The 16425-nt window shown below is 57.7% G+C and carries 17 protein-coding genes; 9 read left to right on the plus strand and 8 right to left on the minus strand.

The window, feature by feature from the left end; translation table 11 throughout:
- Positions 1-268: 268 nt before the first annotated feature.
- Entirely contained in the window at positions 269-2467 is a 2199-nt protein-coding gene (locus tag ACZ3HG_RS09095; protein ID WP_465332714.1) for a TonB-dependent siderophore receptor, read from the minus strand.
- A 346-nt stretch (positions 2468-2813) separates the two neighbouring features.
- Here ACZ3HG_RS09095 and ACZ3HG_RS09100 point away from each other — a divergent pair, with 346 nt between their 5' ends.
- Genes ACZ3HG_RS09100 through ACZ3HG_RS09115 form a run of 4 tightly spaced genes read left to right on the plus strand, consistent with a single transcriptional unit; the run spans position 2814 to position 6425 of the window.
- On the plus strand, positions 2814-3755 hold the full coding sequence (locus tag ACZ3HG_RS09100) for a siderophore ABC transporter substrate-binding protein (RefSeq protein ID WP_191936286.1): 942 nt from the start codon (positions 2814-2816) through the stop codon (positions 3753-3755).
- Positions 3756-4715 (plus strand): ABC transporter permease, encoded by a 960-nt coding sequence (locus tag ACZ3HG_RS09105; protein WP_191933818.1) that lies wholly within the window; start codon positions 3756-3758, stop codon positions 4713-4715.
- Positions 4705-5670: an iron chelate uptake ABC transporter family permease subunit gene (locus tag ACZ3HG_RS09110; protein ID WP_244633674.1), complete on the plus strand. Its 966-nt coding sequence runs from the start codon at positions 4705-4707 to the stop codon at positions 5668-5670. The genes ACZ3HG_RS09105 and ACZ3HG_RS09110 overlap by 11 nt, the downstream gene beginning before the upstream one ends.
- Positions 5667-6425, plus strand: coding sequence for an ATP-binding cassette domain-containing protein (locus tag ACZ3HG_RS09115; protein ID WP_191933819.1), 759 nt, complete (start codon positions 5667-5669; stop codon positions 6423-6425). Before ACZ3HG_RS09110 ends, ACZ3HG_RS09115 begins: the two co-directional genes overlap by 4 nt.
- Before the next feature lie 15 nt (positions 6426-6440).
- Here ACZ3HG_RS09115 and yddG read toward each other — a convergent pair whose 3' ends face one another.
- From yddG to ACZ3HG_RS09140, 5 genes are all read right to left on the minus strand, one after another.
- A complete protein-coding gene (gene yddG / locus ACZ3HG_RS09120; protein WP_465332715.1) occupies positions 6441-7346 on the minus strand; it encodes an aromatic amino acid DMT transporter YddG in 906 nt (301 codons plus the stop codon).
- 123 nt (positions 7347-7469) lie between these two features.
- On the minus strand, positions 7470-7799 hold the full coding sequence (mdtI, locus tag ACZ3HG_RS09125; protein WP_465332716.1) for a multidrug/spermidine efflux SMR transporter subunit MdtI: 330 nt from the start codon (positions 7797-7799) through the stop codon (positions 7470-7472).
- Positions 7786-8130, minus strand: coding sequence for a multidrug/spermidine efflux SMR transporter subunit MdtJ (gene mdtJ, locus ACZ3HG_RS09130; RefSeq protein WP_191933822.1), 345 nt, complete (start codon positions 8128-8130; stop codon positions 7786-7788). The genes mdtI and mdtJ overlap by 14 nt, the downstream gene beginning before the upstream one ends.
- Before the next feature lie 90 nt (positions 8131-8220).
- Positions 8221-8316 (minus strand): protein YdgV, encoded by a 96-nt coding sequence (locus tag ACZ3HG_RS09135; RefSeq protein ID WP_465332717.1) that lies wholly within the window; start codon positions 8314-8316, stop codon positions 8221-8223.
- Positions 8317-8479: 163 nt separating this feature from the next.
- On the minus strand, positions 8480-9490 hold the full coding sequence (locus tag ACZ3HG_RS09140) for a substrate-binding domain-containing protein (RefSeq protein WP_191933823.1): 1011 nt from the start codon (positions 9488-9490) through the stop codon (positions 8480-8482).
- A gap of 151 nt (positions 9491-9641) precedes the next feature.
- Here ACZ3HG_RS09140 and ACZ3HG_RS09145 point away from each other — a divergent pair, with 151 nt between their 5' ends.
- The 5 genes from ACZ3HG_RS09145 (at position 9642) to btsR (ending at position 15227) form a co-directional block, all read left to right on the plus strand.
- On the plus strand, positions 9642-10760 hold the full coding sequence (locus tag ACZ3HG_RS09145; RefSeq protein ID WP_191933824.1) for an ABC transporter substrate-binding protein: 1119 nt from the start codon (positions 9642-9644) through the stop codon (positions 10758-10760).
- Between the two features lie 79 nt (positions 10761-10839).
- A complete protein-coding gene (locus ACZ3HG_RS09150) occupies positions 10840-11892 on the plus strand; it encodes a FecCD family ABC transporter permease (RefSeq protein WP_191933825.1) in 1053 nt (350 codons plus the stop codon).
- Entirely contained in the window at positions 11889-12677 is a 789-nt protein-coding gene (locus tag ACZ3HG_RS09155; RefSeq protein WP_191936284.1) for an ATP-binding cassette domain-containing protein, read from the plus strand. Before ACZ3HG_RS09150 ends, ACZ3HG_RS09155 begins: the two co-directional genes overlap by 4 nt.
- 148 nt (positions 12678-12825) lie before the next feature.
- Positions 12826-14511: a sensor histidine kinase gene (locus ACZ3HG_RS09160; RefSeq protein WP_191933827.1), complete on the plus strand. Its 1686-nt coding sequence runs from the start codon at positions 12826-12828 to the stop codon at positions 14509-14511.
- Positions 14508-15227, plus strand: coding sequence for a two-component system response regulator BtsR (btsR, locus tag ACZ3HG_RS09165; protein ID WP_191933828.1), 720 nt, complete (start codon positions 14508-14510; stop codon positions 15225-15227). The genes ACZ3HG_RS09160 and btsR overlap by 4 nt, the downstream gene beginning before the upstream one ends.
- Before the next feature lies 1 nt (position 15228).
- Here the strand turns inward: btsR and yjiA are convergent, their stop codons facing one another.
- On the minus strand, positions 15229-16188 hold the full coding sequence (gene yjiA / locus ACZ3HG_RS09170; RefSeq protein WP_191934046.1) for a GTPase: 960 nt from the start codon (positions 16186-16188) through the stop codon (positions 15229-15231).
- Positions 16189-16201: 13 nt separating this feature from the next.
- On the minus strand, positions 16202-16405 hold the full coding sequence (locus ACZ3HG_RS09175; RefSeq protein ID WP_062746071.1) for a YbdD/YjiX family protein: 204 nt from the start codon (positions 16403-16405) through the stop codon (positions 16202-16204).
- Positions 16406-16425: the final 20 nt, after the last annotated feature.

Genomic DNA, 16425 nt, shown 5'->3' on the forward strand with positions numbered 1-16425 from the left:
TGACGTCCGGCTTACCTCATACCGGCCCCAGCCCCTCACACAATCGTGCCCGCTGTGGGTTTGAAAACAGCCACGTCGGAGGCCGCGGATAAGGGAGGAAGGGCTGATTGCAGCAGGCTGCCGGCCAGGGAAGGCCGGCCGCCAGGCTACAGGGATGTGTTTATGCCGTTGCAGCAAGCAGCCCTTCCTCCGTAGACCTGGTACTGCGCCTCCCGCGATAAAGAGCTGGCCATGTTTCCTGAGTGATTCCAGTGGCGGGGCAGGGGGATCAGAATGACATAGTGACGCCCGCATAGTAGGCGCGGCCCGGTTCGTTATAGGTGGAAGCCCCGTCGTTTTCACGGTAAATCTGCTTATCAAACAGATTACTGACGCCGCCTTTCACACTCAGATCTTTGGTGAACTTATAGTTCACATTCAGTCCCACGATGGAATACGCACCAATTTCTCTGTTTGACAGGCCGGTGGTGCCCTCAAGGCGGCTTTCCACAAACTCACGCGGCTTCTGGCGTCCGTACAGCGTCCAGTTCAGCTCGGTGGAGAACTTATCGGTAATCTGATAATCCAGCATCGAGTTGATGGTGTACTTAGGGATGATCGACAGCGGGTTGCCGGTTTTTTTGTCTTTCGACTCCAGCATATAGGTGGCATTAGTCCGCCAGTCGAGCACATCACTCACCACCGGGATCGTCAGGCTGGCTTCCAGTCCTTCCACCAGCGCTTTGCCGCCATTTTCCCACTGCAGGATGTTATAACCGTTGGAGGCCTGTCCGAGCAGATCGGTGCCGGAGACGATTTTGTTTTTGTAGTCGTTGCGGAACCACGTCACACCCGCTGCATAACCGTCGGCAGCAAACTCCAGCCCCAGCTCTTTATTCACGCTGACTTCGGCGTCCAGATTGGTGTTGCCTAACAGGTAGCAGCTGCCGCTGGCAACCGTTGTCGGGCAGCCATTACCCCGGGTAGCCAGCAGGTAGCCTTCGCTTGACTGGTACAGGTTCGGGGCTTTAAACACCCGGGCAATACCGGCTTTCAGTTTAAACCCTTCACCCAGATCCTGAGAGAAGTTGAAACTCGGGCTGAAGTTACTGCCAAATTCACTGTGGTGATCAAAACGCAGGCCCGGGATCAGGAAGGTGCCTTCCCATGGCTGGATATTATCTTCGACGTAGAGTGCGGCCGTGGTCGCGCTGTTCTTGCTGCTGCGACTGGCGGGATCCCCCGACATATCGCCGATGATCACGCCGCTGGCATCGGTGGCTGACATGGAGGCACTGTCGTCCAGCTTTTCGTGATTCCACTCAGCGCCGAAAGTCACGGTTTGCTCAATCCAGCGGTCCAGCGGCATATTGGCTTCCGCGCTGGCACGGTAATTTTCCAGTCGGCTGGTGCTGTACTCATCGCTGTTGATCATCCCTTCCACGCGTCCGGTAGAACCTTCTTTCATGCGCGTGTTATTGGTTTTTTCATAGTTGAAGGCGAGCTTAGAATCGCCCCATTCCCAGAAGCCGTTATGGGTCAGGCCGTAAGACTGACGGTACAGGCGGTTGGTCTCGGAACCGTACAGTGAGTCGACCAGGCCACCGGGGCTGATGTTGCCATTGCTGTACTGGGTATCTCCGGCGTAGATATTGCCCTGGCGGCTGTAGCCGTAGCTGAAATCAACGATCTGCGAGGGGGTCATTTTCCAGGAAACCAGCGCATTAATATCTTTGTTACGCACCCCTTCACGGCCCGCAGCATAGGATCCGTTTTGCGCCTGGTTGATATCGGCGGCATCGGCGTCGGTTTTGTTGAGGTTACCGTAGAGGCGCATGGTCAGCGCGTCACCCGCCAGCGGGCCGCTCAGGCTGAAGTTGGTGCGTTTGGTGTCACCTTCTTTGCTGTTTTCCGGCTGATTGGTAAACAGCGACAGGGAACCGTGCCAGTCTTTAGTCGGGCGCTTGGTGTGGATATTGATCACGCCACCGGCGGCCCCGGAGCCATAGCGGGCAGCGGCCGGGCCACGCAGGACTTCAATACGTTCAACCATTTCAGCAGGCACCCAGTTGCTGTCGCCACGGGTATCACGTTCACCTTTCCAGCTGTAACGCACGGCGTTACGCGAGCTGACCGGCACGCCGTCAATCAGGATCAGGGTGTTCTCCGGGCCCATGCCGCGAATATCAATCTGGCGGTTATTACCCCGGCTGCCATTGGCACTGTTTCCGGTCAGGTTGACCCCGGGCATTTTGCGGATGATGTCGGACAAATCGTTAACGGGCGGATTCTTCGCAATATCCTCTGCCGTGATAATCGACACCCCTGGCTGCTGTTTTAATTCCTGCTCTGCCGTTTTCTGTACCAGCATTACATCATCCTGTTCAGCACTGACGTCGCCATCTTCAGCGGCCACGGCCGTCCCGGCCAGCGTAGCAGTCAGTAAAAGTGCCAGAGGGTGTAATCGAAAGCGTCCGTTCCTGTTCATCGCATCATCTCAAAGTGTATGGTGTTGTAAGAGAATGTGCATGATAACGATAATTGTTATCATTTCTATGGTGGGAATGACGAATCCTTAAAATCTCCACAATTGGTCACTTTTGTCAGTAAAAGTCAGTGTGATAATTTTAGTTGATAATAAACAATGGGTTGTATTATTCACATTTACCTCACAATCTGCTTATTTGGCACCGATTGTGAAAAATGGATGTTTTATGAACACTCTGTGCCATGTTCTGTCTACCCATCCTGCCGTTCAGTCGTTATTATCCCGCAACAAAATCAAACGCGAATCGTTCTCATTTTTGCTACTTATCTGATTCTCAGGAGAGAAAATGCGCTTCCCTCAGGCTTTGGCTATAACGCTGTGTTCCGCTCTGCTGGCCGTTACCCCCGCGACCTTTGCAGCAGAGGCGTCCGTGCTGTCAATCGTTCACGCGCAGGGCACCACGGAAGTGCCGAAAAATCCGCAGCGTGTGGTGATCCTCAGCCCGGCCACGCTGGATATTGCGGATGCCCTGGGGATTAACCCGATGGGTGTGCCACAAACCAGCGCGCACTATCCGCAGCATCTGGCGAAGTACAACGGCAAGGCGTATCTGAATGCCGGCACGCTGTTCGAACCCAACTTTGAAGCTCTGAGCAATGCCAGACCCGATCTGATCCTGGCCGGTGCCCGCGCCCACGATGCCTATAGCAAGCTGAGTGAAATTGCCCCGACGGTTTCGCTGGACCTCGACCCGAAACATTTTGTACAAAGCCTGACTGAGCGCACGGAGCAGTTAGGTCAGCTGTTTGGCAAAGAAGAAAAAGCCCGGCAGGTTTTGGCGGCGTTTAATGCGCAGATAGCTGACGTGCGTAAGGAGTCAGCCACTGCCGGTAGCGCCATGATGCTGATGATCAACGGCGGTAAGATCAGCGCCCATTCGCCAGGCTCGCGCTTTGGTTTTATCTATGACGTGCTGGGCTTTAAACCCGCAACCGCCTTCCCGGAAACGGGCAAACACGGTAACGCCGTGTCGCCTGAGTTCATTATGGAAGCTAACCCGGACTGGCTGTTTGTGCTGGATCGTGACAGCGCGATTGGCCGCAAAGAGGGCGAGTCAGCGCAGCAGGTGCTGGATAACCCGCTGGTGCGTAAAACCAACGCCTGGAAAAAACAGCAGGTGGTGTACCTGGATTCCGGTTCGCTGTATATCGCCGGTGGCATTCAGAGTTACAGCAATCTGATGACTCAGGTAAAACAGGTGCTGGATAAAACGAAAACCCAGCCGTAAATGAAACCCGTTGCCTTTGTTGCAGGCCTGGCATTGCTGCTGGGCCTGATGGCGTGCAGCCTGTTTGTCGGCGTCAGCCGCGTCACGCTGGTCAGCCTGTGGTCGGACCCGGAGATGCGCGAAATCCTGATGATCAGCCGCTTTCCGCGTACCGCCGCGCTGCTGCTGGCGGGCAGCGCGATGAGCGTGGCGGGGCTGATGATGCAGATGCTGACGCAGAACCGTTTCGTCGAACCTTCCGTGGTTGGCACCACGCAGTCTGCCAGCCTGGGGCTGCTGCTGGTGATGATCGTCAGCCCTGCCGCGCCGATCATGCTGAAGATGGGCGTTGCCACGCTGTTCGCCCTCGGCGGGACGGCACTGTTTATGCTGCTGATCCAACGTATCCGCATGAAATCCTCTCTGATGGTACCGCTGGCCGGCATTATGCTGGGGGCGGTGTTCAGCTCGGTCACCACTTTCCTGGCGATGAAATTTGATCTGCTACAGTCGCTGGGCGGCTGGGAGTCCGGCGATTTTTCCAGCGTGATGCAGGGACGCTATGAACTGCTGTGGGGCGTGGGGGCGATTACGCTGCTGGCGGCAGTGATTGCCGACCGCTTTACCGTGGCCGGAATGGGGCGTGACTTTTCGGTTAACGTCGGGCTGCGCTACCACCGCGTGATGCTTACCGGCATGGCGATGATTGCTATGATCAGCGGCGTGGTGATTGTCGTGGTCGGCGTGCTGCCTTTCCTTGGTCTGATCGTGCCCAATATTGTCAGCCTGGCGCTGGGCGATAACCTGCGCCGCACCGTGCCGTGGGTGGCGCTGGTGGGTGCAGTGCTGGTGATCGCCTGCGATATCATCGGCCGTTTGATTATTCATCCGTTTGAAATTCCGGTCAGCGCGCTGCTTGGTGTGCTGGGGGCGGCGATCTTCCTGGTGCTGATTGTGAGGTCGAAACGCCATGCGCACTGACCTGACACTGTCGCCGGGACAGCGTCTGCTGCTGCTTGCCGGGCTGCTGCTGGCGCTGATGGCGCTGTTTATGACCCTCGATCTGCACGGGAATATCGCCTACATCCTGCGGCATCGCGGGCAGATCCTTGCCACTATGGTGCTGGTCGGCTTTGCTTCCGGTATCAGTACGCTGTTGTTCCAGACCCTGACCCGTAACCGCATTCTGACCCCGTCGGTGATGGGGCTGGAGTCGCTGTTTGTGCTGATGCAGACGCTACTGATCTTCACGCTGGATGTCGGCGGGCTGAGTATGCTGGGCAGCGTGGGGCGGTTTGTGGCGGAAAGTACGCTGCTGGTGCTGTTTGCCACGCTGCTGTACCGCTGGCTGCTTGGCGGAGCCGGGCTGGATCTGCACCGGGTGCTGCTGATTGGTCTGGTGTGCGGCACGCTGTTCCGCAGCATTTCCGGGCTGATGCAGCGGCTGATGGAACCCGGCGAGTTTGCTGTGCTGCAGAGCCGTATTTTTGCCACCTTTACCCGCGCCGACGGTGATGTGCTGCTGATATCGGCGCTGGTGATGGCGCTGGTGACGCTGGTGGTGTGGCGGCTGCGTCACCGTCTGGATGTGATGGCGCTGGGGCCGGACAGCGCCATTGCGCTCGGCATTGCCTGGCAGCGGCACGTAACCGGCCTGCTGCTGCTGATTTCGCTGCTGGTGGCGATATCGACCGCGCTGGTTGGGCCGATGATGTTCCTCGGTCTGCTGATCGTTAACCTCGCTTATCCGCTGATTGGCTCGTGGCGTCACGGCTACCTGCTGCCCGGCTGCGTACTGATCGGCATGATTACGCTGGTGGGCGGCCAGCTTATCCTCGAACGGCTGCTGAATATGGCCGGTACTCTGTCGGTGGTGATTGAGTTCAGCGGCGGCGCATTGTTCATCTGGTTACTGCTGAGAAAGGGCGCGAAGTGATCGAAATTAAGCACGTTAGCAAAGACTATGATAACCAGCCGGTACTGCAGGATATCTGTGAAACGCTGCCATCGTCGGGTATTACCTCGATTATCGGGCCGAACGGCGCGGGGAAATCCACGTTGCTGTCGGTGATCAGCCGCCTGTTAAAAGCAGACAGCGGTGAAGTGAAGGTTGATGCGCTGGACGTCAGTGAGGCTAACAGTGAAAAACTGGCAAAAGTGTTGTCGGTGCTGCGCCAGGAGAATCACTTTACCAGCCGCCTGACGGTGTGGGACCTGGTGAGCTTTGGCCGCTATCCCTACAGCAAAGGCCGCCTGACGGAACAGGATCGTCAGCATATTGAGCAGTCGCTGACGTTTCTGGAGCTGATGCCGTTGCGCAACCGCTACCTGGATGAACTGTCCGGCGGGCAGCGTCAGCGCGCGTTTGTGGCAATGGTGCTGTGTCAGGATACTCAGTATGTGCTGCTGGATGAGCCGCTGAACAATCTGGATATGAAGCACAGCGTGGCGATGATGAAGCAATTGAGACGCGCCGCCGATCAGTTAGATAAATCCATTGTGCTGGTGATCCACGATATTAACTTTGCCTCGGCGTATTCAGACCATATCCTGGCCATGAAGGACGGACAGGTGGTATTCCGCGGTACGCCAGAGCAGGTGATGGTGCCAGAGGTGATTGAGCAGATCTTCGATCTGCCGGTGACCGTTGAGCAGGTCAACGGCCAGCGTATTGCGATGTATTACCGCTAGCCAGTCGCCGACGGTCTAAGGTGCGGATGTGGCGGTGTTCGGTGAGGATACGCGCGTTGACCACCAGCAGAGCAGCGATCCCAGGCTGACCATGCCAGCACCCTGCCAGAAGTTGATCGACAGGCTGGCGTTGAGCAGACAGGCCGCAAGCAGCGCAGAAATAACGGGGATAAAATAAGAGGCGGCCGCCAGTATCGTCACGTTGCCGTGCAGAATGCCGGTGTTCCAGGCGGCATAGCCAAAACCCATCGCCATCGCCGCCAGCCCCAGGCTGACCACGACCCGCACAGTGAAGATCATTTCCGGCTGCGGCCCGGCAAAAAATTTCACCCACAGCGCCAGTGCGGTGAGGATAAAGAACAGCGTAATGCCGTTACTGCCCTGGGCGATCTGGCGGGTGACCACGCAGTAAACCGACCAGATCACCGCACCGCTGAAGGCCAGACCGTAGCTGAGCGGGTTGGCCGCGATATGATGGCCGATCGCCATCAGGGAAAAGGCATTGTCGCCTGCCAGCACCCGGGCAATACCGGCGACCGATAGCACCAGGCCCGGGAGCAGCAGCAGGCTGCATTTCTGCCGGGTGGCCAGTACCGAGAGCACCACGGTCATCGCGGGCCACAAATAGTTGACCATACCAACCTCTATCGCCTGCGTGCGGCTAGTGGCAAAGCCCAGCGACAGCGACAGGCAGAGTTCGTAGCAGACAAACAGCAGGCTGCCGGTTATCAGATAAGCCCGGGGGAATTTTTTAACATCCGGAAAGCCCACCGTCAGCAGCAGCAGCGCGCTGAGTGAGTAGATCATCGCTGCCCCGCCTACTGCGCCCAGTCCTTCACTGACGGCGCGTATCAGCCCGACAATGGTGCTCCACAGCACGATAGCAATCAGTCCGGTCAGCGTGGCTTTGTTTTGTGTCATGGTGCGCTCCCTGCGAGTCATCATTCCCGCCTGTGACTTTACAGGTCGGAGCGTTAATGCGCACCGACTATTGTTGTCAGGAGATGGCGTCACAGGCGACGGTCATCGCCTGCGACGGGGCACTCAGGAAAGCTTAATGATCGCCATACCGGCGAGCAGCAGGAGTACCCCCAGCCAGCCTTTACGATCCAGACGCTGGCCGAACAGGATCCAGCCTGCGGCGATAGTGGCGACCAGGCCGAACCCACCCCACAAGGCATAGGCGACGGACAGATCGATACCCTTCACCGCCTGGGACAGGGCGCTGAACGCGGCCAGCACCGCCAGCAGCGACAGCAGACCGTAGGTTTTACGCTGAAAGCCGTCTGACAGCTTAAGAAAGATATTGGCGGCAATCTCCAGCAGCGTTGCCGCGCACAGCCAGGCGGCGTGGATCCACTCAAACGGCTGCATGTGGCCTCCTGCTGCGGGTGCCGGACTTAATCAGGGCAATCCCCGCCACCAGCGTGGCCAGGCCAATCGCTTTTGCCAGCGAAACGGACTCGTCAAACAGCAGCACGCTGAACAGCGTAATCAACACAATGCCAATGCCTTCCCACATCGCATAGGCAACGCCGAGGGCAATTTTTTTAATGGAAACAGAGAGTGCAATATAGGAGAGGGCGATCATCATCAGCATCAGGAAATAGCCCAGCTGATTGTCGCTGACGTTTGACCACTTCATCAATAGCGTACCGGTGATCTCAAGTGCGATCGCCAGGGCCAGTAACATCCAGTAAAACATGATTTTTTCTTCCAGATAATACGTCTACGCGCCAGCCTGAAGCGATTTCAGACGGCAATAAGTCTCAGACAAATAAAATGTGGAAGGGGACTAAAGCGCGGTGCGCCAGTGTTGTTCGCCGGAAAGGGAATAAGCAGAAGCGTGCAGGGAAGAGCGTTTTTGCCAGGTCTTGCCAATATTATCCATAATATTTACAACTTATCCGCGTTGTTGCTTCTCGTCGGTGCGGAAAGAAAATTGTCCTCAGTAGTGGTACACGCCTCTCTTTTACCCGATTATCAGCGGTTTTTCTGGCTGATTTGCAATTCTTTACGCTGCATTAGCAAGAAAAAGCAGTGACTGTCACTGCTTACAGGTTATAAGGCGTGATGATGCTGACCTGGGAAAATGGTGCCGGATCGTCCGGTGGCGTCATAAACCCGTGGAAGGCCAGAATGCTGTGAAAAATGCGCCTTGCGTCCTGCGCAAGGTCGTGGTGGATGATCGCATCCAGCCTGCCGTCACTGAGCAACTGGCGATTTTCCCGATCAAGATCGTGGCCAAGGTACGCCTTTAGCGACCGCCCTGCGTCGGAAAAGGCGCGCAGGATCGCCGTATTGCCCCCGCCTGCACAGTAGATCGCGCCCAGCAGGGGATGCGCCTCCAGCTGTTGTGACACCGCACTGTAGGTGGGGGCATCAATGCCATAGCCTGCGCGAATGCGGCGCATTTTCAGCGCGGGTGCCATCGTGGACATGGCCGCACAAAAGCCGTCTGCACGCGCCTCTTCCCCCAGAAAATGCGGGCTGCCGGTCACCACGGCCACTTCAGGCCGGTGCAGTGCCAGCAGGTGTGACATCAACCAGGCGGCGGTTTGTCCGGCGGCGTAATTATCCATACCGACGTAGCGAATACGCTGGCTGTCAGGCAGGTCGGTCACCAGCGTCACCACCGGTACGCGCTGTTTCAGCAACTCCCCGATGGCCTCCGTCAGGGCAGGGCTGCTTTCTGCCTTCAGCACGATGCCATAACTGTCGCTGGCGCAGCGCAGCATCAGCCGGGCGATCTGCTCTGCCGCGATCTCTTCAAAAATATGCAGGCGCAGGGTAAGCCGGAAGGGGGCAAAGCTGCTTAACGCCTCCATCAGCGCCGTCGCGACCAGCTGACTGAAGCGGGCGGGGGTGTGCATGATGACATCTACAGGCAGCGTTCTGCCGCTGGCCAGGCTCAAACGATGCTGCTGTTCAAGGTCGCTGATGGCCTGGGCGATGCGGCGTTCAGTCCGGGCATGAACTGCGCCGCGCTGGTGAAGGGCCCGGTCCACTGTGGCTTTGCTGACGCCCGCCTGGGCGGCAATCTGTTTAATGGAAAATTTCATCATTGAGGTCTTTCTGAGGTCATCCGTTTCGTTGAGAAATAATGTAGCGGTTAAATAAGTTGCAGGAAATGGTTAAATTGTGTAAAAAACCGTGTCAAATCTAACTGATAATCATTTTTATTTGCCTTTAGTTTTTTACCGGGAACCTTCATCCATGACCAACTCTGTGTTTGCTCCACGTGCGCTGCTCTGCGCGCTCTCTTTTGCTGTACTGGCCTTCACTCCCTCCGTTTTGGCTAAGGTTCAGACCCTGACCGACGTGATCGGCCGGGAAGTCAGCGTTGACCTGCCCGCAAAACGCGTGGTGCTGGGCTTTTACTTTGAAGATTATATGGCGGTGGGCGGGGAGAAAGCTTATGACGCCGTGGCAGGCATCTCCCGTGAGGCCTGGGAGGGCTGGGTGCCGGCCAACTGGAACATGCACGTGGCGCACCGTCCCTCGCTGAAAACTATCCCGGACGTGGGGGAGGTGGAAGCACAGAGTTTCTCGGTGGAAAAAGTGCTCAGTCTGAACCCGGACCTGGTGATCCTTGCCGACTGGCAGTTCCAGGCGCTGGGCCAGGACGTGCAGCGCATCGAAAAACAGGGTATTCCGGTGGTGGTCATTGACTACAACGCCCAGACCGTTGAGCGGCACGTCGCTTCAACGCGTGTACTGGGAACGCTGACCGGGCAGGAAGCCCGCGCCAGTGAAATGGCAGCACTGTATGCCGGTGCGCTGAAGCAGGTCGCCGACCGCATTGCCGCGGCGGGCAAACCTCAGCCAAAAGTCTACGTGGAGTTTGGTAATAAAGGGCCGGAAGAGTACTCCTTTACCTACGGTAAAAATATGTGGGGCGCAATGGCGACAGCAGCGGGCGGCAATAACATCGCCACGCCTTTCGTCGAGTGGTGGGGGCCGCTGAATCCTGAGCAGGTGCTGGCTTCAAAGCCCGATGCTGTCTTTATTTCCGGGCGTGAAAACAATAAAAACCCGAACGCCCTTCCGATGGGCCAGGGCGTGAAGGTGGAAGAAGCCCGTGCGAAGCTGAAAGGCTTTATGCAGCGCCCGGGCTGGAATGAATTACCGGCGGTGAAAAACGGTAAAGTGTTCGGGGTCTATCAGGGCGCATCGCGGACGCTGTCAGACTTCGCGATGGTGCAGTACATGGCGAAGCAGCTCTACCCGGACCTGTTTACGGATCTCGATCCGCTGGGTAACTACATGAACTTCTATAAAAAATACCTGCCGGTCACCCCGGAAGGGACGTTTGTGGTCAGTGTGAAAGAGTGAGTTGATCCCCCTGTGGGCTGACCGGAAAGAGGTCAGTCCCGCCGGTTCGGCTTTTCCGCGTGATACCCAGGACCGCTAAATGAACACACCTCCCGACCACCGTGTCGCCATTGCGGCACACCGCCTGCGTGAAGGAAAACGCTGGCGCTATGTCTTTCTCTTTGTTCTGCTTACTGCCGTTTGCCTGGTGCTGGATATTGCGACCGGGCCCTCGATGCTGGCCCCGTCAGAGGTGATCCGTTCACTGACCGGGATCGGCGAACGTGCGTCGATGACCGATGCTATCGTGCGTGAGTTTCGCCTGCCGATGGCGCTGATGGCGCTGGTGGTAGGCGCGGCGCTGGGTGCCGGGGGAGCGCAGATGCAGACCCTGCTGAATAACCCGATGGCCAGCCCCTACACGCTGGGGATGGCCGCAGCGGCCGGGTTCGGTGCAGCGTTAAGCCTGGCGTCTGGCGGCTTCGGGCTTCATCCGATGATCGCCGTGCCGGTGGGGGCATTTCTTTTCTCCATGCTGGCGGCGTTGTTCCTGTTTATGCTGGCTTCCCTGCGGCGGGTGCGTACGGAAACCATTATTCTCGGCGGCATTGCTCTGCTGTTTCTGTTCCAGTCGATGCTGTCGTTGATCCAGTTTCTCTCCGCCCCGGAACTGTCGCAGCAGATTTTATTCTGGCTGTTTGGCAGCCTGACCAAAGCCACCTGGCCGACGCTGGCCCTGACGGCAGGGGTGACGCTGGTGTGTTGCCTGCTGCTGATGGCGGACGCGTGGAAGCTGGCCGCGCTGCGGATGGGGGAAATGCGTGCGCTCAGTCTGGGGGTTAACGTACGGCGTCTGCGGATGAAGGTGCTGGTGATTGTCGCGGTGATGACCGCGACTGCCACCAGTTTTGTTGGCGTCATCGGCTTTATCGGGCTGGTCGCTCCGCATATTGCCCGCATGCTGGTGGGGGAAGATCAGCGCTTTTCTCTGCCGATGTCGCTCCTGAGCGGTGCGCTGATGCTGTCTGCCGCCTCGGTGCTGTCAAAATCCATCGTGCCCGGTGCGCTGTTTCCGGTGGGGATTGTCACTGCCATTGTCGGCGTGCCGTTCCTGCTCTGGCTGATATTTTCCCCGCGAAGGAGTGCGCTGTGATCCAGCTTGATAGGGTCTCTGTCTGTCGTCAGGGGCGAGCGGTCATCGACGACGTCAGCGCCGGGCTGGAGGGCGGTAAAATCCACGTGATGATCGGCCCGAACGGCACCGGTAAAACCACGCTGCTGAACGCCCTGTTTGGTGAACTGGCGCTGGCTTCCGGCCAGATTTTTTGTGCCGGCCAGCGGCTGGTGGCGGGAAAGCCGTCGGGCCGTTCGCTCAACGCCTGGCGTGAGCTGTTTGCCTACCTTCCGCAGGACAGCAGCGCCGATATTGGTCTGACGGTGCTGGAAGTGGTGGTGCTGGGACGGCTGGGCAGGTTGTCGCTGCATATCGATGATGAGACGTTGGAAGCGGCGATGCAGCGGCTGGAGCAGGCGGGTATCGCCCACCTTGCCGGGCGCGATATCGCCTCGTTAAGCGGCGGTCAACGTCAGATGGCGCTGTTTGCGCAGGTGATGATGCGGGAACCACAGGTGATGCTGCTGGATGAGCCGGTCAGCGCCCTTGATGTGAAGCATCAGCTGGCGCTCCTCGACCTCGTCCGGCGGGAAACCCGCGCCCGTGGCTGGGTCACGGTGATTGTGCTGCATGACCTGAATCTGGCCTGCCAGTATGCCGATAACCTGCTGGTGGTGGCACAGGGGAAAATTCAGGCTGTCGGTAAACCGCGCGATGTGGTCACCGCTGAACTGATCGCCACCACCTACGGCGTCGACGTTGAGATCCTGCGCGATCGCGTCGGTAATCCGGTGATCCAGCCGTTCAGTCCGACCGCCGGTTAATGCGTCAGGGAAGGGGCGTACCGCTGCCTTTCCTGACGTTTTGTCACTAAAAAAACTCTGTACCAGCTCGCATTTCAGGGATTGAGGTTGGGAAAGAACACCCTGCCCGGTGTATGTTGCACGCACGGGAGAATGCGGATTGCAGGATATGTACGAATTTACGTTGATTTTACTACTGTTACAGCAGATGTGTGTGTTTCTGGTTATTGCCTGGCTGATGAGTAAAACCCGTCTGTTTATCCCTCTGATGCAGGTGACCGTGCGCCTGCCGCATAAGCTGCTGTGCTACATCACCTTCTCTATTTTCTGCATCATGGGTACCTACTTTGGCCTGCATATTGAAGACTCCATTGCCAATACGCGCGCCATCGGTGCGGTGATGGGTGGGCTGCTGGGTGGGCCGGTGGTCGGCGGATTAGTTGGCCTGACCGGGGGGCTGCATCGCTATTCACTGGGGGGAATGACCGCCCTCAGCTGTATGGTTTCTACCATTGCCGAAGGGCTGCTGGGCGGCCTGATGCACAGCATTCTGATCAAACGCGGCCGCAGCGATAAAGTCTTCAGTCCGCTGACGGCGGGGGGCATTACCTTTGTGGCTGAACTGGTACAGATGGCGATCATTCTGCTGATTGCCCGCCCGTTTCAGGATGCGCTGCATCTGGTGCAGAACATTGCGGCCCCGATGATGGTGACGAATACCCTCGGGGCCGCCATGTTTATGCGCATCCTGCTGGATAAGCGGGCGATGTTTGAGAAATACACCACGGCATTTTCCACCACCGCGCTGAAGGTGGCGGCGTCTACTGAAGGCATACTGCGCCAGGGGTTTAACGAAGAGAACAGCATGAAGGTGGCGCAGGTGCTTTATCAGGAGCTGGATATCGGTGCGGTGGCGATTACCGATCGCGAACGGTTACTGGCGTTTACCGGCACCGGTGACGATCACCACCTGCCGGGCAAACCCATCTCCTCTTCCTGTACCTGGCGCGCCATCGACAGCGGGGAGGTGGTGTATGCCGACGGTAATGAAGTGCCTTACCGCTGTTCCCTGCACCCGAACTGCAAGCTGGGCTCGACGCTGGTGATCCCGCTCAGGGGGGAAAATCAGCGGGTGATCGGCACGATAAAACTCTACGAGGCACGTAACCGGCTTTTCAGCTCGATTAACCGTACGCTGGGCGAAGGGATTGCGCAGCTGCTCTCCGCGCAGATTCTGGCCGGGCAGTATGAGCGCCAGAAGGCGCTGCTGGCTCAGTCGGAAATCAAACTGCTGCACGCCCAGGTGAACCCGCATTTCCTGTTTAACGCCCTGAATACGCTGATGGCGGTGATCCGTCAGGACAGCGAAAAAGCCGGGCAGCTGGTGCACTATCTCTCCACCTTTTTCCGCAAAAATCTGAAGCGGCCTTCGGAGATAGTGACCCTGGCGAATGAGATTGAGCACGTTAACGCCTACCTGCAGATCGAACAGGCTCGTTTTCAGTCGCGGCTGAGCATCCGGCTGCGGGTGCCGGAGGCGCTGGCGTACTACCGGCTTCCGGCGTTTACTCTGCAACCGATTGTGGAAAATGCCATTAAGCACGGCACTTCGCAGTTGCTGGGCCGGGGGGAAATCACCCTTCAGGCCAGCCGCGACGGGGAGCATCTGGTGCTGGATATTGAAGATAACGCCGGGCTGTACCAGCCCAAAGAGAGCAGCGGTGGGCTGGGAATGAGTCTGGTGGATAAACGTTTGCGCGCGCGGTATGGCGATGCTTACGGCATCACCGTCACCTGTGAGAAGGATTGCCTCACCCGCATCACTCTGCGGTTGCCGTTGGAGGAAACAGTATGATTAGCGTATTGATTGTCGATGATGAACCGCTGGCACGTGAAAACCTGCGTGTTTTGCTGCAGAAAGAAGCGGATATCGAGATCGTGGGTGAGTGTGGCAATGCCGTTGAGGCCATCGGCATGGTGCATAAGCTGCACCCTGACGTCCTGTTTCTCGATATTCAGATGCCGCGCATCAGCGGCCTGGAAATGGTCAGTATGCTCGACCCGGAGGAACGCCCGTGGATCGTGTTTCTCACCGCCTTTGATGAGTTCGCCGTGCAGGCGTTTGAAGAACACGCCTTTGACTACCTGCTGAAACCGGTGGAGGCCACGCGACTGAACAAAACGTTGATGCGCCTGCGTCACGATCGCCACGGACAGGATGTCTCGGTGCTACCGGACAGCCAGCAGGATCTGAAATGTATACCCTGCAGCGGCCTGAGCCGTATCTGGCTGCTGCAGATGGAAGAGGTGGTGTTCGTCAGCAGTCGCCTGAGCGGGGTGTATGTCACCAGCCAGCAGGGAAAAGAGGGCTTTACCGAGCTGACGTTACGTACGCTGGAAAACCGCACGCCGCTGGTGCGCTGCCACCGTCAGTTTCTGGTGAATATGGCGCATCTGAAGGAGATCCGCCTGGAGGATAACGGTCAGGCCGAGCTGCTACTCAGCGGCGGCCACACCGTGCCGGTGAGCCGGCGCTATCTGAAAAGCCTGAAGGAGACCGTCGGGCTGTAGGCTAGGATTTCAGTCCGGCAAAGGCTGCGCGGATCTCCGCTTCCGGCAGCTGAATGCCGATAAACACCAGCGTGCTGGCAGGCTGTTCATCCGCCTGCCACTCGCGATCCCAGTCGGCACTGTACAGGCGCTGCACGCCCTGGAACAGCAGGCGGCAGGGATGGCCGGCAATCCACAGCATTCCCTTATAGCGCAGCAGCCTGTCGGCAAACCCGGCCAGCAGCCCTTCCATGACGGCAGACACCGCCTCCAGCGCCAGCGGATAATCCAGCTCCACTACCACCGAGGTGATGGCGTTTTCCTGCGGCGCAATAAACTGGAAACGCGGTTTTGGCGTCACAATGGTCTCTTCCAGCATAAAGCCCCGGGTATCAAAGAGCTGCGCCAGGTCAATCTTGCCGTGGATCACCGGGTGGATCGGCGCACGGGCATTGATGCGCTGTAAACGCTCCAGCAGGGCCGGGGGCGTTCCGCAGACATCGGTTTTGGTCAGCAGGATCCGGTCAGCATAGCCCACCTGCGACTGAGCAAGCGTGAACTGATCCATCTGCTGCCCGGCATGGACTGCATCCACCAGGGCAATTACCCCATCCAGCAGATAGCGCTCGCAGAGGATGTCATGAGAGAAGAAGGTCTGAATGATCGGGCCGGGGTCGGCCATACCAGTACATTCTATGATTAAGCGGTCAAAGGTCAGTTCGCCGCTGTCGCGACGCGCAAGCAGGTCGAGCAGCGCCTCTTCCAGCTCGCCGGATCGGGTGCAGCAGATGCAGCCATTCGTCAGCGTGGTGATCTGGGCGCTGCTGTCACCCAGCAGCTGGTCATCGACGGCGACGGCACCAAATTCATTCTCAATGACCGCAATTTTGTAGTCCTGCTGTTCATGCAAAATATGGCGCAACAGCGTGGTTTTGCCCGCGCCAAGAAAGCCGGTCAGTACCGTAACAGCAACAGGTGTCATCATTTTTTCCTTATCAACAGCAGCGCATTCCGCCTTTTCCATCTCCGCCATAACGTGCCTGCTGGCGCTCGCGGAAGAACTCTTTATAAGTCATCACCGGCTTATCCGGGTGATTATTCTGCATATGTTCGACATAGGTGTCGTAATCAGGAATGCCGACCAGCATACGCGCAGCCTGCCCGAGATATTTTTTCGCGCTGTTCAGATTATCAAACATCAGGTACTCCCAACGACGAG

The organism is Erwinia sp. PME.40.26/001 (assembly GCF_055556675.1).